Origin of the sequence: Opitutus sp. ER46 (assembly GCF_003054705.1) — a bacterium.
Lineage (GTDB): Bacteria > Verrucomicrobiota > Verrucomicrobiia > Opitutales > Opitutaceae > ER46.
Genome location: NZ_QAYX01000018.1, coordinates 365,147 through 387,775, shown reverse-complemented (window position 1 = coordinate 387,775; position 22,629 = coordinate 365,147). Strand labels below are relative to the sequence as shown.

Sequence of the window (22,629 nt, the reverse complement as noted above, 5' to 3'; positions counted from 1 at the left end):
GGAAGAAAAGACAGGCTATCTGCTACAACGAACTTGAAACCACATGCCCGCCTTTCGCGGTTCTCTTCCGATTCTGCGGACGCGGCCCCACCCACGTCCGCAGTTGATCGCGGTCAAGGCGCAGGTCCCGGGCTCCGGCTACGCTGTCGGCGTAATCAAACCCATGAGTTCCTCTGTTCCTACTACCGACAGCACCCGGTTCGACGTCCGCGAGATCCCCTGCCGCATCAAGCACGGCCAGATCTTTCAGCGCTGGTTCGACCTTCCGGTCGGCGGCCACTTTGTCCTCGTGAACGATCACGATCCGGTGCCGCTGTACTACCAGTTCGCCGCCCAGTTCCCCGGCGCGTTCAACTGGGAGTACCAGCTCCGCGGACCTGAAGAGTTCCAGGTCCGCATCACCAAGCTCGCGCCGGTCAACCGGCCCGACGAGCCCACCCCGGCCTGCCCCGGCTCGCATGACGACGAGCACGAGACGGCCGCTGCCGGTGACGTCGTCGAGGTCGACGCCCGCGGACTCGAGCCACCGGAGCCGCTGATGCGCATCCTCGCCGCGATGGAAACGCTCACCGCCGGTCGCAAGCTCCGCGCCATCACCGATCGCGAGCCGTGTCACCTTTTCGGCGAGGCGAAGCAGCGCGGCTTCCGCCACGAGAGCAGCGCCCAGCCCAACGGCAGTTGGGTCACGGTGCTCGAACGCGCCTAACACCGCCCGCCCTTCCCGCATACCCAGCCCGGGAGTCGCACCGGCCCACACCGCCGGTCCTCCCGGGCTCACTTTCTCCCTCGCCTGTGAGTGAGCCACGTCAGCGCTGACTGGAGCTAGGCCGCACCACCGACCGCCTCCCCGATCGACCGCTTTGCGTCCCTCCGTTCGGCCCCACTTTCACTCTCACTCCGAAGGCCACTTTGACGGTTTCTCCTCCTCCTCGTCCCGGCGGTTCCTGGCTGGCCTCCCAAGGCCGGCTGCCGCTCGCCTTCATGGGCCTCGGCCTGGCGTGGTTCGCCGCGGCCGTCCTCGCGACCGCGTGGGCTCCCCAGCAGCTGATCACGCCGCACATCGCGCCGAGCGTGATCGCGCTCACGCACGCCTGGGTGCTCGGGTTCTTCGTCACTATCGCCGTGGGCGCGATCTACCAACTCGCGCCGGTCGCGCTCAGCACCACGCTCTGGAGCGAACGCGGCGGCTGGTGGCACTTCGCGCTCCACGCCGCCGCCGTGCCGGTGATGGTGTACGCCTTCTGGCACTGGAACCTGCCCCTGCTCGGCGCCGCCGGCAGCTTCGTCGTCGCCGGCGTGCTGCTCTTCGCCGGCAACACGCTCGTCACCATCGTGCGCTCCGGGAAACGCGACGCCGTCGCCTGGTCGCTCATCCTCGCGACGCTCTGGCTCGTCCTCACCGTGACCGCCGGCCTCGCGCTCGTCGCCAACCGGCTCTGGCACCTCTGGCCCACCGACCCGCTGCCGCTCCTGCGCGCGCACGCCCACCTCGGGCTCGCCGGTTTCTTCCTCACGCTCCTCCAGGGCGTCACCTTCCGCCTCGTGCCGATGTTCACGCTCGGTGACGTCCCCCACTGGCGTCCGGTGCGCATCGGACTCTGGCTCTCCCAGCTCGGCCTCCTCGGACTCGCGCCCGCCCTTGCCTGGCATGTCGGCTACGCGTCGGCCGTGTTCGGCATGGCGATCGTCGCGGGGCTCGTGTTCTCCGGCATCGCGCTGCGGCAGACGTTCGCCACGCGCAAGAAGCGCCACCTCGACGTCGGCCTGCAGGCCCTCGTGCGCGGCATGATCGGGCTCGGCCTCGCGAGCGTCGCCGGCATCTGGCTCGTGTGGCCGACCACCGCCGCCGGATCGGCGCCCGGCGGTTTCAGCGCCAACGTGTATGGCGTGCTCGTGCTGCTCGGCGGACTCCTCCCGGCGATCGCGGGCATGATGAACAAGATCGTGCCCTTCCTGACGTGGATGCGCGCGTACGGACCGAAAGTCGGCCGGATGCCGACGCCCCCCGCGAGCGCGCTGGCCAACTCCCGGTTGGAGGCCTGGGGCCTCGGCCTCCAGGGCCTCGCGCTCCTCCCGCTCCTCGTCGGTACCTGGCTCGTTGAACCGCTCTGGCTCCGCCTCGGCACGCTCCTCCTCGCCCTCGGCACGGCGCTCTTCCTCGCGAACCAACTCCTCGTCCTAAAACACCTCTTCCGCCCACAACCGCCCACGCCTGCGAAGCCCAAGAGCCCACCTAAGCCGTAGTCCGCCAAGGCCGATTCAACCGCGAAAGTCGCGAACACCCGCGAAAACAGGTCCGCAAGGACGCTCATTCAGCCGAAAGAACCACCCCACGCCCGCAGTCCCGCCCTTTCACCCGTCCGACCCACTTTCACTCTCACCCTCACTTTCACTGCGCAGCCACTCTCACTTTCACTCCGGCTGGCCACTCTCACTTTCACTGCGAAGCCCTCTTTCACTTTTCCTCCCTCACTCCTCCGCTCCCTCGCACTCCGTCCCCTCACTCCCTTACTCCCTCATTCCCTCACTCCCTTAACCGATGCCTGACTCCAAAACCGTCTGGAACGCCCTCGCTCAGATCCCCGACCCCGAGTTCGGGGTGAACCTCGTCGACCTCGGTCTGATCTACAGCGTCGAGTGCGCGGACAACGGCGATGTGGCCGTCGTGATGACGCTCACCACGCCCACGTGTCCCTCGGGCTCCTGGATGTACGAAGGCGTGAAGACCGCGGTGGAGCAGCTCCCCGGCGTCGGCGCGGTGAAAGTCGACCTCGTCTTCGAGCCCCGCTGGACCACCGACATGCTCAGCGACGCCGCCCGCCAACAACTCGGCACCCCGCGCGAGTGAGGCGCCTAATCGAAACGGGCCGTTCTGTGACGGCGTGACGGCCACTCCTTTGAATGACGTTCGTCTCCTGATCGAATCCTCTGCGCTCTCCGCGCCCTCCTGTTCACCCCTGCCTTTTTTTGGTGCCTCTTGGCGCCTCTTCGTGGCCAACCCTGGCTTGTTCGAACTCCGTCCTATCCTGTCTCCATCCGAGTTATCTGAGATTAAAAACCTCCGTCTCCCACGCGCCCGGCCTCAAAGATCTGTGGCTCGTTTTGCGCCTCTTGCTCCTTTTTGCGGCCCAATCCCTGCCTTGGAAGTCCGCGCTCCGTCGTGCGTCGTCGCGGTCCGTGACCGATCTGTCGCCCAACGGCGGCGGCGCCCGATTTGGCGGCGGCCCCGCCTCCGTAACCTCAGTCGCCCGCTTCTTCGCTAGCCTCGTTGCTGGCCAGGACGCCTTCGAAGGTAACCATCGCCACACCCAGCGCCGTCACGCCGGCCACGATCGTCGCCGCGCCCGGGTCGATCACCGCCTGCACCAGGTTGCCGTTGCGGATCTGGTAGGTCGTGTACAGCAGCGCCAGCGTCTCGAACGCCGCGATCAGGTTCAGCACCTGGTCCCCCCACGTCGGCTTCGCCCGGACCACGTAGCGACGGTGCGCCAAATACGCGGCAGCAGCACTGGTCGTGCAGAACAGGAGGAAAAACGGACTGTGGAGGATCGTAGCCATGGGCCGGACGGAAGCGGAAAGGTTAAAGCCTATCATTCGGCACGCCTGCGCGGCTGTGCATCCGTTGAGAGGATTTGTGCACCGGTTGACGTCGCACCGCGCCCCCGCTGCCCACTGCGGCTCCCAGGCTCCAAACACCCCGCCCCCCCGAGATAACACGCCAAATCTGGCGTATTACGTGCGATAACACGCCAGATTTGGCGTGTTATCTCCCGATTGGGCCGCGGCCCGCCGAAGGAACGGGAGGCTCGGTTCCTCGGTTGGCCATTCTTCCGCCATGCGGCGCAAGTAGCTCTTTTCCAGCGCCTTGATTTCCTGGCAAACACCCACAGCCGGTGATTCCCGGCTGGGCTGATTCACGGACTTCTGACTACCGGCCTCGGCCAGAACGAGAACGGGGGCTCGGGCTATGAAGAGGCCGGCGCGCCCTTGATCCCTCCGGGCAGGACACGGAGTCGCCGGAGGAAGGGCACGGAGCGACGACCCGGCCGGTCTTCCTCCGTGTCCTCCTCCGGCCTCCGTAAGCTCTGTGACAAAAATGAAAACGAGGGTCGGTTGGGCCGCCGCCGATTCAAGCCCCCCGCCGCCGGCCGCTAGAAGTTCCAACTCGTCCGGAGCCCCGCCACGAACGCGGTCTCTCGCCGGCCGGAGCCCGGGTTCACCGCCGGCGCAAAGAGCCACTGTGCGTCGGCTTGCAACGCCAGCCGGGACGTCAGGTGCGCGCAGTAGGTCAGCTCGAGCGCCGTCTCCGTGCGCGCGAGGCCGTTCAGCGCCTGAAAACTCCGGCCAAAGCGCGTCACCGCCACCGCGATGCCCGCCACATCGTCGGCGCGCCCGGGCAGCGGACCAAACCAGTTGAACCCCGCGTCGCCGTAGGTCGTCACCGCGCTCCGGTCGCATTGCGGGCTCACGCCGAAGCGTCCAAACGCCCCCAGCTTCGGCGCGCCGTCCCCGGCCGCAACCAGCACCACGTCCTGCACGAGGTACACGCTGTGGAGCCCGCGCACCTCCGTGTCGTCGCGTCCCGCCACCCCCGCCTCAAAGTCGTCGAACTGCCCGGTGTGCGCCGCCACGCCCACGCGAGTCGTCCAGCCTCGCCCCGCCAACCGGTACGCCCAGCGCAATTCCGAATACAACGCCACCCCCGCCTCGCTGAGCGCGTCGTAGGTGAACCCGATGTTGTCGGCATCGTCCGGTCCCGGTCCGCCGTGGTACACCCCGGTCTGCCACGCGACGGTCGGACTCGGATGGTACTCGAACCACACCCCGGGCGCCGCCGCCGGATAGATTGCCCACGCCACGCCATGTCGCGACCGTGCGCCGAGCGGCGTGCCGGTCTGCGTCGCCAGCGGACCGAAGGCCGCGTTGGTGAAAAGCCCGGTGTAGTCCGACGCCATGAAATCGTCGTCCAGCGCGAGCTGTCCGACCTTCAACGCCCAATGCCCACCCGGCCCGGTGTGCCGGTAGTGCAGGTTGTACACGCGCACGTGATCCGCCGCGTGGTAGTTGCTCACCGGATGAAAAGCGCCCGTGCGGGCGGCGAACGTGTTCTCACCGTGCTGGTTCGCTACTCCGTTGACCTCCGCGACAAGCGTCCCGCCCGCAGGTCCGCCCCACGCCGGCCCGTCGAGTTCCACCGCCAACCCCAGAAACGCGTTCCACGCCCCGCCTGTCGCCTGACCGCCGCGGACGACCTGCCAGCCTTCTGCGGCCACGCAGAGCGACGTCCGCGCCGCCTTGTCCGGTGACGCCAATAACGGTCCCGCCAGCTCCGCCGTCAGTTGCCCAAACGCCAGCGGCACCCCGAGCGCGAGCAGCGGGGCAACGATGATCGAGCGACAGCGCAGGGTCATGCGAATGCAGGGATAGCGAGAGGGAAATAACGGGTGCTTACCCGCGTGAACGGCGCACCGTCCGCACGTCTTAACGTCTTTCAAGCTCGGGTTCTACGAACCGGCGTAGCCCGCCCGGGGGCTCCCCCCGGGGCTCTTTCTCGTTCTCGTTCTCGAACCCTCTGTCCCCCCGCCAGCCGATGCGGCCCAACCCGGACCACAGTCGGAGAGAACGAGTAAGAGAAAGAGAACGAGAAAGAGTGGCAGGGGGTGTGCCCCCCCTGGGGCGCGCGAACGCCCCGCGACAGCCGGGGTCCATCCGCCGCATGAGCGAACATGCCGGACAGACCACCTCCCTCTGGATGCAAACCGCCAGCCGCCCGGAGTTCACGGAGTTGTCCGCCCCTGCCGCCGCCGACGTCTGCATCGTCGGCGCCGGGATTTCCGGACTCACCACCGCCTACTTCCTCACGCGCGCCGGGCGCTCCGTGATCGTGCTCGACGACGGCCCGATTGTTTCCGGCGAGACCGAACGCACCACCGCCCACCTCTCCTTCGCCCTCGACGACCGCTACACCGAGCTCGAACGCATCCACGGCGCCGCGAACGCCCGCCTCGCCGCCGAGAGTCACCTCAACGCCATCGGCTTCATCGAGCGGATCATCCGCGAGGAGGCGATCGACTGCGATTTTACCCGCCTCGACGGCTACCTCTTCAATGCGCCCGACATGCCGGCCGACCTGCTCGACCAGGAACTCGAGGCCGCCCACCGCGCCGGGTTGTCCGAAGTCGAACTCGTGGAACGCGCCCCGCTCGTGTCCTTCAACACCGGGCCCGCGCTGCTGTTTCCGCACCAGGGACAATTCCATCCGCTTAAATACCTCGGCGCCATGGCCCGTGCGATCGTGCGCGAGGGCGGTCAGATCTACGCCCACACCCACGCGGCCGAAATCGAGGGCGGCAAGGACGCCCACGTCCGCACCGCCGACGGCCATCGCATCGCCTGCGGCAGCGTCGTCGTGGCGACCAACAGTCCGGTGAACGACCGCTTCGCGATCCACACCAAGCAGGCGCCCTACCGCACCTACGTCGTCGGCTTCACCGTCCCCGTCGGCACCGTCCCGCAAGTCCTGTATTGGGATACCGGTGACCCGTACCACTACGTGCGCCTCCAGCCCGCGGCGCCCGGGGATCCTTATCCCGCGCGCGACATCCTCGTCGTCGGCGGCGAGGATCATAAAACCGGCCAGGCCGAGGATCCCGCGCAGCGGTTCGCCCGGCTCGAGGAGTGGACCCGCCACCGTTTTCCGATGGTGCAGGAGGTCCGCCACCGCTGGTCCGGCCAGGTGATGGAGCCGTTGGACGGCCTTGCCTTCATCGGCCGCAACCCGATGGACGCCGACAACGTGTACATCGCGACGGGCGACTCGGGGCACGGCATGACGCACGGCACCATCGCCGGCCGGCTCATCTCCGACCTCATCCTCGGCCGCGAGAACCGCTGGGCCGATCTCTACAGCCCTTCCCGCGTCCCGACCGGCGCCACCCGGGAGTTTTTGCGCGAGAACGCCAACGTCGCCGCGCAATACCTCGACTGGCTCACCGCCGGCGAAGCGGAGAGGAACCTCCTCATCCCGCCGGGCAAAGGCGCCATCGTGCGGCACGGCCTGACCAAGGTGGCGGTGTACCGCGACCCCGACGGGACGTACCACGAATGCTCCGCGGTCTGTCCCCACCTGCGCGCGATCGTCGACTGGAACGACGTCGAAAAGACCTGGGATTGTCCCGCCCACGGCTCGCGCTTCGACGCCCTCGGCCACGTCCTCAACGGCCCCGCCAACGAGGATCTCCGCCCGCTCGCCCTGAACCACGAGCGGGCGAGAGAATGAGAGATCGAGGGGTGACTCCCCACATTCGCTCCCACTCCCAAGGCTTTCTTGTTTTAGCCACAGAGCTCACGGAGGACGGAGGAGCACACTGAGGAAAACCAGCCGATACGGATCCTGGCTCTTTGCCCCTCCTCCGATCTCTGTGACCTCTGTGTCCTGCTCGGCGGAATTGAAGGCGCGCCTGCTCCAAGCCGGCGCCCGAGGGCGCCGGGGATCGCCCCCACCTCAGTTTTCGCGCCGCGAAAACTGCCGCAGTACCCGAATCGCTCCGCCAACCGTCTTCCAGAGTACCTCGGATCTCTCGCTCATTTCCGACCTTCAGCTTTTCAGTTCTTCCGCCCTTCAGTTCTTCAGCCCTTTAGTTTCTCGGCCCTTTCTCCCGCGCATGCGCCCCCTCCTCCTTCTTCTTCTCGCCGCGCTCCTTCCGTTCTCACTCCAGGCGGCGGACGCCCCCTCCTCCACCCCCGCGGCTACCGGCAAGCCGAACATCGTCTTCATCCTCGCCGATGATCTCGGCTACGGGGACATCGGGGTACACGGCCAAAAGCAGATCCAAACCCCGCACATCGATCGCCTGGCGCGCGAGGGCATGCGGTTCACGCAGTTCTATAGCGGCGCGCCGGTCTGCGCCCCTGCGCGCAACACGCTCATGACCGGCCAGCACACCGGCCACACCCCGTTTCGCGGCAACGCGAAGATCAACCTTCCCGCCGCCGACACCACGGTCGCCGAACTGCTCAAGGGAGCAGGCTATGCCACTGGGCTTATGGGCAAATGGGGACTCGGGAACGCCGGCTCCGACGCCACGCCCAATCGCCGCGGTTTCGATGCCTTCTTCGGCTACATCGACCAGTCGGCCGCGCACAACTACTACCCCACGTACCTCTATCGAAACGACGCGCGCATCCCGCTACGCAATGTCGTGCCCAACCCCGGTCCCTACGACGTGGGCGTTGCCACCAAGAAGGTCGATTACAGCGCGGATCTGATCGGCAACGAGGCCCTGGCGTTCATCCGGGCGCACCGCGATCGCCCCTTCTTCCTCTATTTCGCGCCCACGCTCCCCCACGCCAACAACGAGGCCAAGCCCGACGGCATGGAGGTGCCCGACTACGGTCCCTACGCGACGAAACCCTGGCCGAATCCTCAAAAGGGCTTCGCCGCCATGGTCACGCGCCTCGACGATCAGGTCGGCCGAATCCTCGCCGAACTGCAGCGGCTCAACCTCGATCAAAACACGATCGTGTTCTTCTCCTCCGACAACGGCCCGCACGACGAGGGCGGCCAGGATCCGGCGTTCTTCAATTCGGGCGGAGGCTTCCGCGGCAAGAAGCGCGACATGTACGAAGGCGGTATCCGCGTACCACTGATCGCGCGCTGGCCGGGTCGCGTGCCAGCCGGAGTCACCTCGGACCACGTCGGCTACTTTCCGGACTTTCTGCCCACGGCCAGCGAGCTGGCCGGGCTCGGCGGCGCGCCCCGCCGTGACGGCCTGAGCATCCTGCCGACGCTCCTCGGCCAGCCGGCCCGGCAGACGCAGCACGATTACCTCTACTGGGAATTCTACGAGAATGCCCGCACCTCACAGGCACTCCGCTTCGGCAACTGGAAGGCGATCCGCCGTCCGATCCACACCGGCCCGATCGAACTCTACGACCTCACCCGCGATCCCGCCGAACAGCACGACCTCGCCGCGGACAACCCCGGCGTCGTCGCCCAGGCCGAGCGCCTGTTCAAAGCGGCCCACACCCCTAGTCCCGAGTGGCCGCGGGGGGTGAGGAAGTGAATCTTTCTCTTCCTCATACTCTTCCTCTTTCTCTCGAGGGATTGAGGGATTGAGGGATTGAGGGATTGAGGGATTGAGGGCACGCCGCCCCTTTCATAGCCGCCTCCCCGTTCTCGTTCTCGTTCTCGTTCTCGTTCTCGTTCTCGTTCTCGTTCTCGTTCTCGTTCTGTCTCGTCACGGAGCTCACGGAGGCCGAAGGAGGACACAGAGGAAAACCAGCCGAGGTTTTGCTCCGTGCCCTCATCCGATCTCGGTGACCTCCGTGTTCCGCCTGGAGGGATTGAAGCCCGTCCCACTTAGCGGCTCACATTCACTCTCACTCTCACTCTCACTTTCACTCCGAAGGCGTTCTCGTCACGGAGCTCACGGAGGCCGGAGGAGGACACGGAGGAAAACCGGCCCTATGCGAATCTTCCCTCCGTGCCCCTCCTCCGATCTCTGTGACCTCCGTGTCCTGCTCGGCGGAATTGAAGGCGCGCCTGCTCCAAGCCGGCGCCCGAGGGCGCGGGGATCGCCCCCACCTCAGTTTTCGCGTGGCGAAAACTGCGCGAAAACCTGAACGCCGAAGGCGGACCACTGCCGGCTCGGGCGGCGGGAGAAGCGCACCGCGCCGCCGAGGTGCGTCATGTTCGGCGCGAGCAGAGCGGCCCGGTGCGGCGGTGAGGTCATCCACGCCGCCACCAGCCGCGCCGCTAGTTCCCCCGCCCGGACCGGCTGGCCGTCGGGACTCGCGGGCAACGCCGCCGCGTTCTCACTGCAATCCTGCGGGTAAACCCCACGGCGCCGCACGCGGGCCAGCGGGTTTGCCTGATCCGAGAGCTGCGATTCATGCCCGACTACGAGCCGCAACGAAATCAGCGAGGCCTGGTCATCGGCTGCCGCATCGAGCCGCGGGTGCGGCCGGAGCGTCTGCAGTCCGTGCTCCCGGCGCACGCGGTTCGTCTCGGTCAGCAGCGCCGCCGCGAAATCCGCCGCCGTCGTCCCGGGCTGCACCGGAGGCGACGCGGGCGTTGACTCCGACTCCGGGTTTGCCCCCGCCCGCCCCACTCCGCTGCCGAGCACAAGCACGAACAACACGAGCGCCAGGGTGCGGAGCAGCGGGACCATGGGGCGCAAGAAAACGAATCCCCACTCCGCCGGCAAGCGGCGCGCCGGGTTGTTCGGCGACAAAGTTTCTATGCGCGGTGACTAGCTATGCGCATAACCGCCATCCTCGCTCACGCCGACGAGCTCCGGTACAAACTGGGCATGGGTCTGAACCGCTCCCGCCTTCTCCCCGTCGCCCTCCTGCTTGCGCTCGCCAGCCCCTGCGTCCGCGCGGCCGATGTGCCCGTCGCCCACAGCTGGATCGCCAACGCGTCCGTCCTCACTCCGCTCACCTCCCCCGGCGATAGCTTCACCCTCGGCTTCGTGGTCGGCGGCGGCGCCGGCGAGAAACAGCTCCTCGTGCGCGGCGTCGGTCCCGCCCTCGCCCGTTTCAACGTTCCCGCGCCGCTCGCCGACCCCCAACTCGAGTTCTACGCCAGCAGCACCCTCGTCGCCGCCAACGACAACTGGGCCGGCGCCGAGGCCATCACCAAGGCCGGCAACTCGCTCGGCGCGTTTCCCTTCCTGAGCGCCGACGCCCGCGATGCCGCGCTCCTCGTCCGCACCTCCGGCGGGCTCAACTCCGCCCGCATCAGCGCCGCCGACGCCGGCACCGGGCCCGCGCTCGGCGAGGTGTACGACACCACGCCACCCGACGCCTTCACCCCTGCGACCTCGCGGCTGGTCAACGTGTCGGTCCTGAAGCGCATCACGACCGACCTCACCCTCGGCTTCGTCATCGGCGGCAACGCCCCCAAGCGCGTGCTCATCCGCGCCATCGGCCCCACGCTCGCGGTCGCCCCCTTCAACCTCGGCGACACTCTCCCCAACCCTCGGCTCACGCTCTACGGCGCCGGCCCGACCTTCATCGACGCCAATGACGACTGGGGCGACACCGCCCAGCTCACCGAGGCCTTCGCCCGCACCGGCGCCTACGGGCTGCCCGCCCGCTCCCGTGACGCCGCGCTGATCGCCCGCCTCGAGCCCGGCAACTACTCCGCGGTCGTGCAGGATGTCTCCCGCGACACCGCCGGGCTCGTGCTCGTCGAGGTGTACGAACTCCCCGACGACCTCACCGCCAGCCCCGACGCCAAGCCGTTCACCATCGCCGTGCTGCCCGACACCCAGTACTACAGCGAGCCCTCCTCCACCCGGAACGGTGAGGTCGTGATGTTCACCGACCAGACCGACTGGCTCCAGCGGCACCACGTCAGCCACAACCTCGCGTACATCGCCCACGTCGGCGACATCGTCGACGACGGTGATGTTGGCGGGGCCGTCCCCGCCGCGACCCAGTGGGCCAACGCCGTCAACGCCCTCTCCCGGCTCGAGACCCCCGTGAGCCTCCCGTTCGGCCTCGCCGTCGGCAACCACGACCAGGAGCCCAATGGCGACCCCGACGGCACCTCGACGCTCTTCAACCGCCACTTCGGCGTGAGCCATTTCGAGGGTCGCCCGTATTACGGTGGGCACTACGGCGACAACAATGAGAACCACTACGACCTCTTCTCGGCCGCCGGGCAGGACTACCTGGCGCTGTACTTCGAATACGACGCCGCCAACGCGCACCCCGAGGTGATCACGTGGGCCAGCGAGGTGCTCGCCGCGTATCCGAACCGCCGCGCGATCCTGGTGACGCACTACCTCGCGTCGGCCGGCGGCGACTACCGCGGGTTCGGCGCGCAGGGCAAACGGCTGTACCAGGCGCTCGGCGCGCACGACAACGTGTTCCTCGCCTTCGGCGGCCACGTCGACGGCGCCCCGACCTTCCGCCGCGACCCGAGCGGCCCCTACGGGCGCAACCGGCTGACGAGCTTCGTGGCCAACTACCAGTTCGATCCGCTCGGCGGCGCCGGCTTCATGCGGCTGTACACGCTCGCGCCCGACTACGGCAGCCTCACCTGCCGCACGTATTCGCCCTATCTCGACGAGGACAAAACCGACTACTTGAACGCGTTCACGCAATCGCTCGCGCCGCGCGGGCCCGCCGAGGAGTCGGTCGTGGTGCGGTCCGACGACCGGCTCGTGGTCGCGGCCGTGCTCTCGCGCATCAGCGCGCGGGATACGCCGGGCCGCGCCACGGTCGCGGTGGCGTTCCAGACCACGGCGCGCAGCAACCAGTGGACGGACTGGATCGCGCTGCCTGGCCCAACCGGGCTGCACCACGTGCACGCCGTAAACCTCGGCGAGGATCGCGTGGCCGTGTTCGCCATCGGGCAGGCGGACGATGCCTGGGTACGCTGGCAGGAAAGCGCCGGCGCGGAAGGCACGTGGGCTGGCTGGCAGTCGATTCCCGGCACGCCGCGACAGACCGACGGCTCGAAAGCGCTCAGCTACGTGAAGGGCGTCCGGCTGACCGACGGCCGGCTCGCCGCGGTCGGCTGGACCGACGGCGGCGGGGTGTACTACGCCTTGCAGGTGGGAGTCGGCGGCAACTTCGGCGCGTGGACCGCCCTCGGCGGGACGGGTTTCCGCCAGGGCGACGTCGTGCGCCGGCCCGACGGCGGGCTGGCGGTGGTCGCGGTCGACGACGGCGGCGCGGTGAAGATCGCGCAGCAGGCCTCCGACGGCACCTGGTCGGGATGGGCTACGCTCCCGGCCGGCACCCGGCTGTTCTCCCAGGTTTCGCTGGTCGCGCGCGCGGATAGTTCGCTCACCGTTTTCGCCACGCGCGTCGAGGCGCCGAGCCAGGCGGTTTACGTCAGCACGCTCGCCGCAGGCGGCCAGGTTTGGAGCACCTTTGCGAGCATCGCCGCGTCGATGACCGGCTTCGCGCGGGTGAATCCCGTGCTGCGGCCGGATGGACGCATCGCCCTCTTCGCCACGCGGGAGCACGGCGTTGCCGCGCACAGCCTGGAGTCGGCGACGCCCGGTGAATTCGGCGCGTGGCAGGAGCTCGGCGTCAGGGACCGCTTCGAAATCGGCTCCGTCTGCGGCGCCGTGCTCAGCGACAACGCCCTCGCCCTCCTCTCCCACGGCGCCGCCACCCTCGAGTACTACACGTACCAGGCGACTCTCGACGGCCCGTGGCTCACCACCGGCGGCCTGCCTGTCGCGTGGACGCGGTAGCTCGCCGCCACTGCATCCAGCCGGGACTCGCACAACATCGGCATCGTCGCGCCGATCGCAGTGATCTCCGGCCTGCTCTCAAAACACCTGACCTTCGGGCCGCTCCTTCGCCGTTGCGGTTCTGCGCCGCCAGCGGTCACGCATCTGGTCAGTCCACTTTCACTCTCACTTTCACTCTCACTCGGTGGCGGCGGTGTCGCCACCGAGCCACCGTTACAGGCTGACGAGGTCCTTGAGGTCCTGCATCGGCATCCCGCCGACCATGCCGTGATTCACGAAGAAGGCCGAGTGCTTGGCTCCGGCGAGGCCGGCCGTGTTCGGCAGGATGAACACCACCGCCAGGTCGCTGATTCTCATCGCCGCATTTTTCGCGTCGCGCGGGTGTGGGCTCACCACATCCGTGCCGACCTCGGGCGGCAGGTCCGGCCCAACGTGACGCCAGACTTCAGTGACGATAAACCGCGTCTGCGAGCCGCTGGTGTCCACGCGCGTCAGGTACACGCCGCTCGCCCTGAGCGCGCACTCCTCGAGCGTCATCATCATCGCGTTCTTCTCCGGCAGCGGCGCGGCGGCGGTGCCGGCAAGCACCTTGTCGTGCAGCCACTTTTCCGGCAGTTGTTTCGGGCCCACCCGGCTGTTGATGATTGGGAGGGTCCGCGTGACGCGGCCCAGGCGCTCATGCGGCCCGATGACGATCAGGCTGATTTCGCCTCGGCCGGGATACCACTCGCCCGTCAGGCGGAAAACCTCCCCCGGCTGCGGCATGGCGCCGAGCACGGGGTCATGACGCCAGACCTCGGTGATCACGTAGCGCACGCGTCCATGGTCATTCTCGACGCGGGCGCGATAGACGGCATTGGCTCCGATGATGTCGTCGCCGTCCTGCTTGCGCGGGCTCGTCGTGGTGCATGCCAGTAGCGCCAGCACGCAGGGGATCAGCGCCAGAAAGCGGAGCGCGGATTTCATGGGCGCCGAGCCTGCAAGAGCGTTGCGCAATGGCAAATCCGGAAGCGCGGGCGTCACCGGAGCCCGACTTTCACCGGTTCCTGACACGGCACAGTGGGAAAGTGACTAGCCGCCCGGCGTCCGCTGGGCTAGTGTTCGGCCGTGATGAAACTGCTGCGCTGCGTTCCGGTCCTGCTGCTGCCCGCGCTCGGGCTGCAGGCGGCCTCCGGTCCCGCGCTGGTCGGCAAGGCGACAACCTCGGTCGACGGCCGCGCGATCTTCACCATGGCGCCGCCCACGGACACGTTCCCCGTGGGCACCGGCACCGTTTACCTCGTGGCGCGCAACGGCGACATCTCGCAGCTTTGGCGCACGCACGGCTGGTACGCCGCGGAGGTGTTCCTCACCAATGACGGCGAGTTCCTGGTGCGGCTGGGCGGCTCGCCGGACCACACCACTCAGGGCGCCGCGCCTCTCGCGGTCGCCTTCTATCGGCGTGGGCGGCTGCTCAAACAGTACACTGTCGAGGATCTGGTGCGGGACCCCAAGAACGTCGCCGCGCTCAGCTCGGCCGACGGCTGGCGTGCCGATCGCGACCGCAGCGGGCCGGTGCGCGCGCCCGCGCCCGCGCTCCACCTCGAACGCGAGTTTCACGTCACCACGATCGACGGCACTTTCTACCGGTTCGACGTCACCACGGGCGCCATCATCGAGGCCCGACCCGCGCTGCCGCCCCGCGAGGGCTGGGCGACGCCGCGTGACATCGACCGGCTGTGCCTCGCCACCCTCTTGGTCGAACTCCCGGCGCCGCTCGCCGAGATCGACGGCCTGCTCGGGCTGCCGCCAGGAACGCGCAAACCGGTCGGCCCCACCGCCGATGAGGACGTCCAGCAGGCCGAGCTCACCTCGCCCAACGATCCCAAGGGGCATTACGCGCTGCGCCTCACGCTCACGCGTCAGCCCACACCGAGCGTCACGTCCGTGGCGTTGATCTACGTGACGCCCGAGGGCTACCGGTTCGCGTACCAGCCGTCGGACCGCATCACGCGGGCCCTGCCCGCCTGGAGAGCCGAGCTGCGCGAGAAGCGCCGCACGCCGTACGAACAGAGCGAGGCCGTCCTCCAGGAGATCAAAGGGTTGAAGGACTAATCCTGGTTGGAAGGTTGCAGGTTAGAAGGTTGCAGGTTGGAACCTGCCAACCTGTTAACCTTCAACCTTCAACTTTTCCCGAGGTTTCGAGCATCTCGCGCACAAAGTACCGCTGGCGCGCGCGGACGACCTGGTAGGTGCGGCCGACGTACTCGCCGATCAGGCCGATGCCAATCATCGCCACGCTGAGCAGGAAGAAGAGGATCGCGAACAGGGTGAATACGCCGAAGGTCTCGCGATCGAGGTTGAATGCGAAGCGGCGGATCAACAGCAGGACCACGAGCGCCAGGCTGCCCAGCGAACTGAGGCCCGCGAACATCGTGAAGTATTGCAGCGGCGCCAGGGAGAAGCCCGTGATCAGGTCGAAGTTCAACCGGACCAGCCCGTAGAACGAATAGTTGGATACGCCCGCGTGCCGCTCCTCATGCTTCACGCCCACCTCGGCCGGGTTGCCCGAGAAGCTGTACGCCAGGGCCGGAATGAAGGTGTTGATCGCCCCGCTGCGCACGATCGCGTCGATGATCTGCCGGCTGTAGGCGCGCAGCATGCAGCCCTGGTCGGTCATCTCGATGCTCGTCGTCTTCTCGCGCACGTAGTTGATCAGCCGCGACGCGTACTTGCGGAAGAAAGAGTCCTGCCGGTGGAGACGGAAACCGCCGACGTAGTCGTGTCCGGCGTCGATTTTTTCGAGGAGCTTCGGAATCTCCTCGGGCGGATTCTGCAAGTCGGCGTCGAGGGTCACGATCACCGCGCCGCGCACGCGCTCGAATGCCGCCATGATGGCCATGTGCTGGCCGTAGTTGGCGTTGAAATCGATCACGCGCGTCACGTCGGGCCGGCGCGCATGCTGTTCGCGCAGGAGCGCGAGCGAGCGGTCGGCGCTGCCGTCGTTGGTGAAGATCACCTCGTAGCGGCGGCCGAGCGCATCGAGCACCGGATACAGGCGGGTGAAGAGCGTCGGCAGGTTCAGTTCCTCGTTGTAAACGGGGATGACGATCGAGAGGTCGAGCTGCGGGGAGTCACTCATCGGCGGCAGGAGCTGGAGTTGCCGGGGCGCGTCACGCGGGGCGGCCCGGGCGGAGAACGCGCATGAGCGTCTGCACGACGCGCGTCACATCGGCCGGCGTCATCGCCGGGAAAAGCGGAAGCGTGAGAATGGTGCGGCAGACGCGCTCGGCGAGCGGCAGGTCGCCTTCCTTCCAGCCGAGCCGGCGGTACACGGCAAAGAGGTGGATCGCCGGGTAGTGCACCCCGGTGCCGATCCCCGCCTCGTGCATCCGGCTCATCACCTCGGCGCGGCGGAGCGCGCCGGAACCGTCGGGCAGCGTCACCTGGAACATATGCCAGTTGGTCTGGCTGAAGTCGCGCGGCGGCAGCCCGAGGCCCAGCTCGGCGGCGCCGGCGGCGTCCAACGCCGCGAAGTACGCACGCGCCAGCTCGGTCCGGCGGGTGTTGAACTCCACCAGGTGCGGGAGCTGGCCGAGCCCGACGCGCGCCGCGACATCGGTCAGGTTGAATTTCCCGCCCACGACATCGACCTCCATGCCGTCGAAGCCCGAGCGCACCACGCCCTGCAGCCGGTACTGCTCGGCGAGTTTCGCCTCCTGGTCGTTGTTCAGGACCAGCGCGCCGCCCTCGATCGTGGTGACGTTCTTGTTGGGATGAAAACTGAACGAGACGAAGTCGCCGGCGGCGCCAATCGGCCGCCCACGCCAGTTCGCGCCAAAGGACTGCGCCGCGTCCTCGACAACGCGCAGCCCGTGCTTACGGACGATCGCGTACAGCCGGTCGCGGTCCACCGGCAACCCGGCCAGGTCGACCGGGATGATCGCGCGCGTCGCCGGCGTGATCGCAGCCTCGATCCGCTCGAGGTCGATGTTGCGCGTGACCGGGTCGATATCGACAAACACGGGGCGCGCGCCGACCTCGAGAATGACATTGCTCGTCGCCACCCAGGAGAGCGGCGTGGTGATGACCTCATGGCCCGGGCCGACACCGGCGATGCGCAGCGCGATCTCCATCGTGCAGGTGCCGGAGTTGAACGCCCGCACCGGCCGGCCGCCGCAGTGCTCGGACAGCTTCGCCTCCAGCGCCTTCACGTTCGGCCCGGAGGTGATCCAGCCGGAACGCAGGACCTCGGCGACGCCCGCAATGGTGGCATCGTCGATCGTGGGCCGGGTCATCGGCAGGTAGGGCTGCGCGGCCGTGGCGGCTGCGGGCTGGCCGGAGGGAGACTGGGAGCTGGCGGACATCAGGGATGGTTGCTGAAGAGGTAATGGCGCCGCGTTTCGCCGAGCAAATGATAACGGAACGTCGGATCGGTGAAGAGCGTGACCTGGCCGTCGGCCCGGCGATCGAGATCACGGCGGCGCGCCACCGCAAACACCCGCTGCGGGCCGTCCCACAGCCGGCGGAACGTCGCCTCGTCCATGAACCGGCCACTCGCTTGCGCCCCCGCATCCTCGTTGAGCTGGAGTTCGCCCTGGAACGCGACGACGTCGACCACCCGATCGGCGTAGAAGGTGAAGTCGTGGAAGAACTCGTGGTAGTGGACGACGCGGTCCCCGGGCTGGGCTCGCGCCTTCACGATCAGCGCGAGCGCCTTGGTGCCGGGCTTGATGGAATCGGGCAGATTGCCGAACGACAGCACCAGGTAGAATGCCAGCATCGTGGCGGCGACGACGCCAAACGCTGCGCGCGCGCCGCGCCGGAGCCCGAGCCAGACGCAGGCGCCGGCCCCGAGGAGGAGCGTGGCGGCGGCGGCGAACGCCGTCGGGCGCAAGCCGCGGGCGAGTTCCTCGGCGAGGTCTGCCACCTTGGGCTGCGTCACCGCCAGGATCACCAGCACGGCGAGCGTCGCGGCCACCGCGGCAAACAGCCAGGTACCGCCGCGAACCGGAGCGTCGTCGGCGCGCTCGAAACGGGAGCCGATCCAGCGCCCGAAGATCACCGCCAGAGCCGGAAACACGGGGAGGATGTAGGGCGGCAGCTTGGAGCTGGAGACCGAGAAGAAGAGGAAGATGAAGCCGAACCAGGTGACGAAGAACCAGCGGTCGGCGTGCTCGGCGCGCCGTTTCCACCCGCCGGCGAACCACGCGCGCACCGCCGGCCAAAGAAAGCCGACCCACGGGAACAGGCCCACGAGGATGATCGGAATGAAGTACCACGGCGGCCCCTCGCGGCTCGCGGCCGGGGTCAGGAAGCGCTCGAAGTGCTCGTACACGATGTAGCGCTGCACCCAGGTCTCGTTGCGCAGCGCCGCGAGGATGTGCCACGGCAGCGCCACCGCCAGGAACAGCGCGACGCCGCTCGGCAGGTACAGCGGACGCAGGTAGCGCCACTGATTGAAGATCAGCAGCCAGCAGAACATCACCGCCCCCGTGACCATGAAGCCGATCATGCCCTTGGTCAGCGTCGCCAGCGCCGCACTGATATAGAGTCCGTAGAAGAACCAACGGCGCGCGCCCCCACCCCAGCCCGCCGACACCGGCGTGCGGACCGCCAGGATGAAGCAGAACAACGTGGCGCTCATCAGGACCGACACGCTCATGTCCAGGAAGAGCGAGCGCCCCATGATGTAGTAGAAGAGCGATGTCCCCAGGACGACCGCCGCCGCGATCCCCGGCCAGCGTCCGTACAGCCGGCGGGTGGCGGCATAGGTCAGCAGCACGCCGCCGAGCGCGAACAACGCCGGCGCGACGCGCGCCACCCACTCGCCATCGCCAAAGAGGCTCAGCCCGACCGCCGTGACCCAGTACACCAGCGGCGGCTTTTCGAAGTAGTTCACGCCATTCAGGCGCGGGGTGACCCAATCGCCGCTAACCACCATTTCGCGCGCGATTTCGGCATAGCGCCCCTCGTCGGGATTCGCCAGGGGCGAGGTTCCCAGCCGGAAAAAGAACAGGATCGCGAACGCCACCGTGAGACACAGCAGGTCGCGGCGCCAGTAACCGGGCGCCACCGGAGTTGGGGCAGGAGCAGCCATGAGTAGCCCGAAGAGCGTGCCGCCCCCCGCCCCGGCATCAACCCTCCTTTGCCCCCCGCAAAATCGTTCTCGTTCTCCCAAGTCTGTCCCTGCCCCGGGTCCCTCCCGATGGTCTTTCTCTTCCTCTTACTCTTCCTCTTTCTCCCCGGCGTTTGCTTCCGTTCTCGGCCGGCTGCCGCCGCCCGGGAGAGTAAGAGAAAGAGGAAGAGCAAGAGAAAGATCGGAAAACCCTCCCGCGAGTATCCGGACATTATCCCCGAGTATCTGGACATTATCCCACTTCCTACTCCCTATCAGTCCTTTATAATTGCAGTCCTCGTTCCCTCCCACTCCTGCCCCTGCCGTCCTGGCGTCTCCTACTCTACCTCCAAGCCTCGATTTCCGTTCCTGCAGGCGTACTCGTCCCGTGCTCCTCCCCGCCCCATCGTCGACGACGAGGGATCCGCCCCCCCCTTCAGTTTTCAGTTTTCGCTGCCGCGAAAACTGAAAACTGAAGATTGGGCGTGCGCCCGGCGGAGGATCGCGGCCAGATTGGCGCCCGGTATGGCGAGCGGCAAAAACTTCACGTTCATCTGCGGCCAGGACGACTATCTCGTGGGTCGCCAGGGGAAGGAGCGCTTCGAGGCGCTCGTCGCTAGCGAGGGCGCGGATGAGTTCTCCCGTGAGATCATCAACGGCTTCGCCGCCAACGTCGGCGAGGTGGAGACTGCCGTGAACCAGTTCCGCAACTCGGTCCAGACGGTCTCGATGTTCGGCACCAAACGCATCGTCTGGCTGAAGGACGTGAACTTCCTCGCCGACTCCGTCACCGGTCGCGCCGAGAGCACGCTGAAGCTGGTCGATGACCTGCAGGCGATCCTCCAGGGGGTGAACCCCGCCGAAACCGCGGTCCTCGTCACCGCCGCGCCCGTCGACCGGCGGCGCTCGTTTCCCAAGTGGGTCGAAAAGAACGCCGACTTCACGCTGGTCGGTGGCGATACCGACAACGCCAGCGAGGCGCTGGCCGAGGTGGCCCGCAACGAGGCGAAAGCGCTCGGCACCAGTTTCGGGCCGGGCGCGCTCGAGCTGATGCTCGCCAAGGTCGGCGCCAACACCCGGCTGATCGTCGAGGAAACACAGAAACTCGCCACCTACGCCGGCGACGGCCCGATCGAGGAGGCGTTCGTCGCCGACCTCACGCCCAACGTCGCCGAGGGCGATTTCTTCGAGGCCGCCGAGGCGTTTTTCAGCGGCGACCTCAAGTGGACCCTCGCCGCACTCAACCGGCACTTCTTCAGCGGCGGCGACGCCCGCCCGATCATCAGCGCCCTCCAGAACCGCAACCGGATTCTCCTGCAGGTCCGCGCGCTCGTAGACGCCGGCGACGTGCGGGTCGGCCAGCGCGGCATCGACGGCCTGCAGCGCGCCGCGAGCACGTACGCCAGCCGGTTCGTCGGCTCGACCGAGAAGAGCTCGTACAACGTCTTCACCCAGAACCCCTGGTACCTCGGCAAACTCGCCGGCAGCGCGAAGCTCCCGAGCCTGCGCCGCCTCATCGACAACCAGCAGGAGTTCATCCGCGCCTTCGAGGAGATCATCAGCCGCTCCGACGAGCAGGAGGAAGTGCTGCGCGAGATGTCGGTCCGCTGCCTCAGCGCCTGAGCCAGCGCAGGGCGGGCAACGTCGCGGCCGCCCCACCCCGGGCCCGTTCGCGCCCACTCTGACGCGCCCGCTGCGTCACCGTGTGTTTTTCCGTTCGCCATCGCCGGAGGGGCCTTCTTATTCAGCCAGCTTCCCGTGAACGAGCCGACTTCTACCCCTTCCATTCCGAACGTTCTCGCCGAGCGCTACGCGTCGGCCGCGATGAAGGACATCTGGTCGCAACAGGGCCGCATCGCCCTCGAGCGCGACTTCTGGATCGCCGTGATGAAGGCCCAGCGCGATCTGGGCGTGCCGATTCCCGCCGAGGCGGTGAAGGACTACGAACGGGTGAAGGGCCAGATCGACCTCGCCTCGATCGCGAAACGCGAGCGCGTGACGCTGCACGACGTAAAGGCCCGCATCGAGGAGTTCTCCGACCTCGCCAAGCGCCAGTTTATCCACCTCGGGCTCACGAGCCGCGACCTCACGGAGAACGTCGAGCAGCTGCAGATCCTCCGCTCGCTGAAGCTGGTGCATTTCAAGGCGGCCGCCGCGCTGCTGGCGCTGGCAAAGCAGGCCGAGTTGAACCGCGACCTGATGATCACGGGCCGCACGCACAACGTGCCCGCGCAGCCCACGACCCTGGGCAAGCGCCTCGCGATGTTTGGCGAGGAACTGCTCAGTGCCTTCACCCGCCTCGAGGAGCTGCTCAACCGGTACCCGGTGCGCGGGCTCAAGGGCGCGGTCGGCACCCAGCTCGACCAGCTCACGTTGCTCGGCGGCGACAACGGCAAGGTCGACCAGCTCGAGTCGCGCGTGCTGAAGCATCTCGGTTTCCGCGCCTCGCTGTCCGCCGTCGGCCAGGTTTACCCGCGAAGCCTCGATTTCGAAGTCGTCACCGTGTTGCACCAGCTCGGCGCCGCGATGGCGAGCTGCGCGACCACGCTGCGCCTCATGGCGGGCGCGGGCCTGCTCACCGAGGGTTTCCAGGAGGGCCAGGTCGGCTCCTCGGCGATGCCGCACAAGGTGAACGCGCGAAACTGCGAACGCATCTGCGGCTTCGGCACCATCCTCGGCGGGTTTGTCGCCATGACCACGGGGCTCTCCGGCCACCAGTGGAACGAAGGCGACGTGTCCTGCTCGGTGGTGCGCCGTGTGGCGCTGCCGGATTCCTTCTTCGCCATCGATGGCGCGCTCGAGACTTTCATCACCGTGATGCGGCAGATGGAGGTGTTCTCGGCCGCGATCGCGGCGGAGAACGAGCGCAACCTCCCCTTCCTCGCCACCACGACCATCCTCATGGAGGCCGTGAAGCGCGGCGCGGGTCGCGAAACCGCGCACGAAGCCATCAAGGAACACGCCCTCGCCGCCGCGAAGGCGCTCCGTTCCGGCAGCGGCGACGCCGACCTGCTCGCCCGGCTCGCGGGCGATCGCCGGATCGGCCTCGGCAAGAAGACGCTGCAGGCGATCCTTTCGGAAAACGTCCGTTTCGTCGGCGCGGCGCCACACCAGGTGGACGCGTTTCTCGCCGAGGTGCATCCCCTCGCCCGCAAGCATCGCGGCGCGGCGGATTACCAGCCGGCCCGGTTGCTCTGACCGGCGCGCGCCGCGCGTTTTTACGTTTCGCGCGGCACCAAAACCGCCGGGGCGTTTGCTCCGCCCGACACCCTGATCTTTCCTTCGGGGAAATTTGAGTTTGCCACCGCTCTC

16 protein-coding genes are annotated in these 22,629 nt (G+C 67.7%); 9 read left to right on the top strand and 7 right to left on the bottom strand.

Annotated elements, in window-relative coordinates; translation table 11 throughout:
• Positions 1-163 precede the first annotated feature (163 nt).
• The 3 genes from DB354_RS05105 (at position 164) to DB354_RS05095 (ending at position 2,848) form a co-directional block, all read left to right on the top strand.
• On the top strand, positions 164-706 hold the full coding sequence (locus DB354_RS05105; protein WP_107834370.1) for a DUF2249 domain-containing protein: 543 nt from the start codon (positions 164-166) through the stop codon (positions 704-706).
• Positions 707-909: 203 nt separating this feature from the next.
• Positions 910-2,244, top strand: a complete 1,335-nt coding sequence (locus DB354_RS05100) for a DUF2339 domain-containing protein (RefSeq protein WP_146180113.1) — start codon at positions 910-912, stop codon at positions 2,242-2,244.
• Between the two features lie 295 nt (positions 2,245-2,539).
• Positions 2,540-2,848 (top strand): iron-sulfur cluster assembly protein, encoded by a 309-nt coding sequence (locus DB354_RS05095; RefSeq protein WP_107834351.1) that lies wholly within the window; start codon positions 2,540-2,542, stop codon positions 2,846-2,848.
• A gap of 392 nt (positions 2,849-3,240) precedes the next feature.
• Here DB354_RS05095 and DB354_RS05090 read toward each other — a convergent pair whose 3' ends face one another.
• Together DB354_RS05090 and DB354_RS05085 are read right to left on the bottom strand one after the other, a co-directional pair.
• Positions 3,241-3,558, bottom strand: coding sequence for a hypothetical protein (locus DB354_RS05090; RefSeq protein WP_107834350.1), 318 nt, complete (start codon positions 3,556-3,558; stop codon positions 3,241-3,243).
• Positions 3,559-4,151: 593 nt separating this feature from the next.
• Complete coding sequence (locus DB354_RS05085; protein WP_107834349.1) at positions 4,152-5,411, bottom strand: carbohydrate porin; 1,260 nt, start codon at positions 5,409-5,411, stop codon at positions 4,152-4,154.
• A gap of 305 nt (positions 5,412-5,716) precedes the next feature.
• Here DB354_RS05085 and DB354_RS05080 point away from each other — a divergent pair, with 305 nt between their 5' ends.
• Together DB354_RS05080 and DB354_RS05075 are read left to right on the top strand one after the other, a co-directional pair.
• Entirely contained in the window at positions 5,717-7,279 is a 1,563-nt protein-coding gene (locus DB354_RS05080; protein WP_107834348.1) for an FAD-dependent oxidoreductase, read from the top strand.
• A 385-nt stretch (positions 7,280-7,664) separates the two neighbouring features.
• Positions 7,665-9,065, top strand: coding sequence for an arylsulfatase (locus tag DB354_RS05075; protein WP_107834347.1), 1,401 nt, complete (start codon positions 7,665-7,667; stop codon positions 9,063-9,065).
• Positions 9,066-9,587: 522 nt separating this feature from the next.
• On the opposite strand, the gene DB354_RS05065 is transcribed toward DB354_RS05075, so the two are convergent.
• Positions 9,588-10,172, bottom strand: a complete 585-nt coding sequence (locus DB354_RS05065; protein WP_107834345.1) for a CAP domain-containing protein — start codon at positions 10,170-10,172, stop codon at positions 9,588-9,590.
• 87 nt (positions 10,173-10,259) lie between these two features.
• Here DB354_RS05065 and DB354_RS05060 point away from each other — a divergent pair, with 87 nt between their 5' ends.
• Complete coding sequence (locus DB354_RS05060; RefSeq protein ID WP_107834344.1) at positions 10,260-13,220, top strand: metallophosphoesterase; 2,961 nt, start codon at positions 10,260-10,262, stop codon at positions 13,218-13,220.
• A gap of 213 nt (positions 13,221-13,433) precedes the next feature.
• Here the strand turns inward: DB354_RS05060 and DB354_RS05055 are convergent, their stop codons facing one another.
• Positions 13,434-14,186 carry a hypothetical protein gene (locus DB354_RS05055; protein WP_107834343.1) on the bottom strand — a complete coding sequence of 251 codons (753 nt, stop codon included), beginning with the start codon at positions 14,184-14,186 and terminating at the stop codon, positions 13,434-13,436.
• 144 nt (positions 14,187-14,330) lie between these two features.
• Between DB354_RS05055 and DB354_RS05050 the strand changes: the two genes are divergently transcribed.
• A complete protein-coding gene (locus DB354_RS05050; protein WP_107834342.1) occupies positions 14,331-15,314 on the top strand; it encodes a hypothetical protein in 984 nt (327 codons plus the stop codon).
• A gap of 61 nt (positions 15,315-15,375) precedes the next feature.
• Here DB354_RS05050 and DB354_RS05045 read toward each other — a convergent pair whose 3' ends face one another.
• Genes DB354_RS05045 through DB354_RS05035 form a run of 3 tightly spaced genes read right to left on the bottom strand, consistent with a single transcriptional unit; the run spans position 15,376 to position 19,299 of the window.
• Positions 15,376-16,341 carry a glycosyltransferase gene (locus DB354_RS05045; protein ID WP_107834341.1) on the bottom strand — a complete coding sequence of 322 codons (966 nt, stop codon included), beginning with the start codon at positions 16,339-16,341 and terminating at the stop codon, positions 15,376-15,378.
• 31 nt (positions 16,342-16,372) lie between these two features.
• The gene (locus DB354_RS05040) at positions 16,373-17,566 is read right to left on the bottom strand and encodes a DegT/DnrJ/EryC1/StrS aminotransferase family protein (RefSeq protein WP_107834340.1); all 1,194 of its coding nucleotides are present in this window, start codon (positions 17,564-17,566) and stop codon (positions 16,373-16,375) included.
• Complete coding sequence (locus DB354_RS05035; RefSeq protein WP_107834339.1) at positions 17,566-19,299, bottom strand: glycosyltransferase family 39 protein; 1,734 nt, start codon at positions 19,297-19,299, stop codon at positions 17,566-17,568. Before DB354_RS05035 ends, DB354_RS05040 begins: the two co-directional genes overlap by 1 nt.
• A gap of 543 nt (positions 19,300-19,842) precedes the next feature.
• Here DB354_RS05035 and holA point away from each other — a divergent pair.
• Together holA and purB are read left to right on the top strand one after the other, a co-directional pair.
• On the top strand, positions 19,843-20,940 hold the full coding sequence (gene holA, locus DB354_RS05030; protein WP_107834338.1) for a DNA polymerase III subunit delta: 1,098 nt from the start codon (positions 19,843-19,845) through the stop codon (positions 20,938-20,940).
• Positions 20,941-21,075: 135 nt separating this feature from the next.
• A complete protein-coding gene (gene purB, locus DB354_RS05025) occupies positions 21,076-22,515 on the top strand; it encodes an adenylosuccinate lyase (protein WP_107834337.1) in 1,440 nt (479 codons plus the stop codon).
• Positions 22,516-22,629: the final 114 nt, after the last annotated feature.

Excerpts from the sequence above, each read along its gene's own strand:
- DB354_RS05055 (WP_107834343.1), bottom strand. The coding sequence starts at position 14,186 with ATGAAATCCGCGCTCCGCTTTCTGGCGCTGATCCCCTGCGTGCTGGCG.
- DB354_RS05050 (WP_107834342.1), top strand. The coding sequence starts at position 14,331 with ATGAAACTGCTGCGCTGCGTTCCGGTCCTGCTGCTGCCCGCGCTCGGG.
- DB354_RS05065 (WP_107834345.1), bottom strand. The coding sequence starts at position 10,172 with ATGGTCCCGCTGCTCCGCACCCTGGCGCTCGTGTTGTTCGTGCTTGTG.
- DB354_RS05080 (WP_107834348.1), top strand. The coding sequence starts at position 5,717 with ATGAGCGAACATGCCGGACAGACCACCTCCCTCTGGATGCAAACCGCC.
- DB354_RS05075 (WP_107834347.1), top strand. The coding sequence starts at position 7,665 with ATGCGCCCCCTCCTCCTTCTTCTTCTCGCCGCGCTCCTTCCGTTCTCA.
- DB354_RS05060 (WP_107834344.1), top strand. The coding sequence starts at position 10,260 with ATGCGCATAACCGCCATCCTCGCTCACGCCGACGAGCTCCGGTACAAA.
- DB354_RS05105 (WP_107834370.1), top strand. The coding sequence starts at position 164 with ATGAGTTCCTCTGTTCCTACTACCGACAGCACCCGGTTCGACGTCCGC.
- DB354_RS05040 (WP_107834340.1), bottom strand. The coding sequence starts at position 17,566 with ATGTCCGCCAGCTCCCAGTCTCCCTCCGGCCAGCCCGCAGCCGCCACG.
- DB354_RS05090 (WP_107834350.1), bottom strand. The coding sequence starts at position 3,558 with ATGGCTACGATCCTCCACAGTCCGTTTTTCCTCCTGTTCTGCACGACC.
- DB354_RS05035 (WP_107834339.1), bottom strand. The coding sequence starts at position 19,299 with ATGGCTGCTCCTGCCCCAACTCCGGTGGCGCCCGGTTACTGGCGCCGC.
- DB354_RS05095 (WP_107834351.1), top strand. The coding sequence starts at position 2,540 with ATGCCTGACTCCAAAACCGTCTGGAACGCCCTCGCTCAGATCCCCGAC.
- DB354_RS05045 (WP_107834341.1), bottom strand. The coding sequence starts at position 16,341 with ATGAGTGACTCCCCGCAGCTCGACCTCTCGATCGTCATCCCCGTTTAC.
- holA (WP_107834338.1), top strand. The coding sequence starts at position 19,843 with ATGGCGAGCGGCAAAAACTTCACGTTCATCTGCGGCCAGGACGACTAT.
- DB354_RS05085 (WP_107834349.1), bottom strand. The coding sequence starts at position 5,411 with ATGACCCTGCGCTGTCGCTCGATCATCGTTGCCCCGCTGCTCGCGCTC.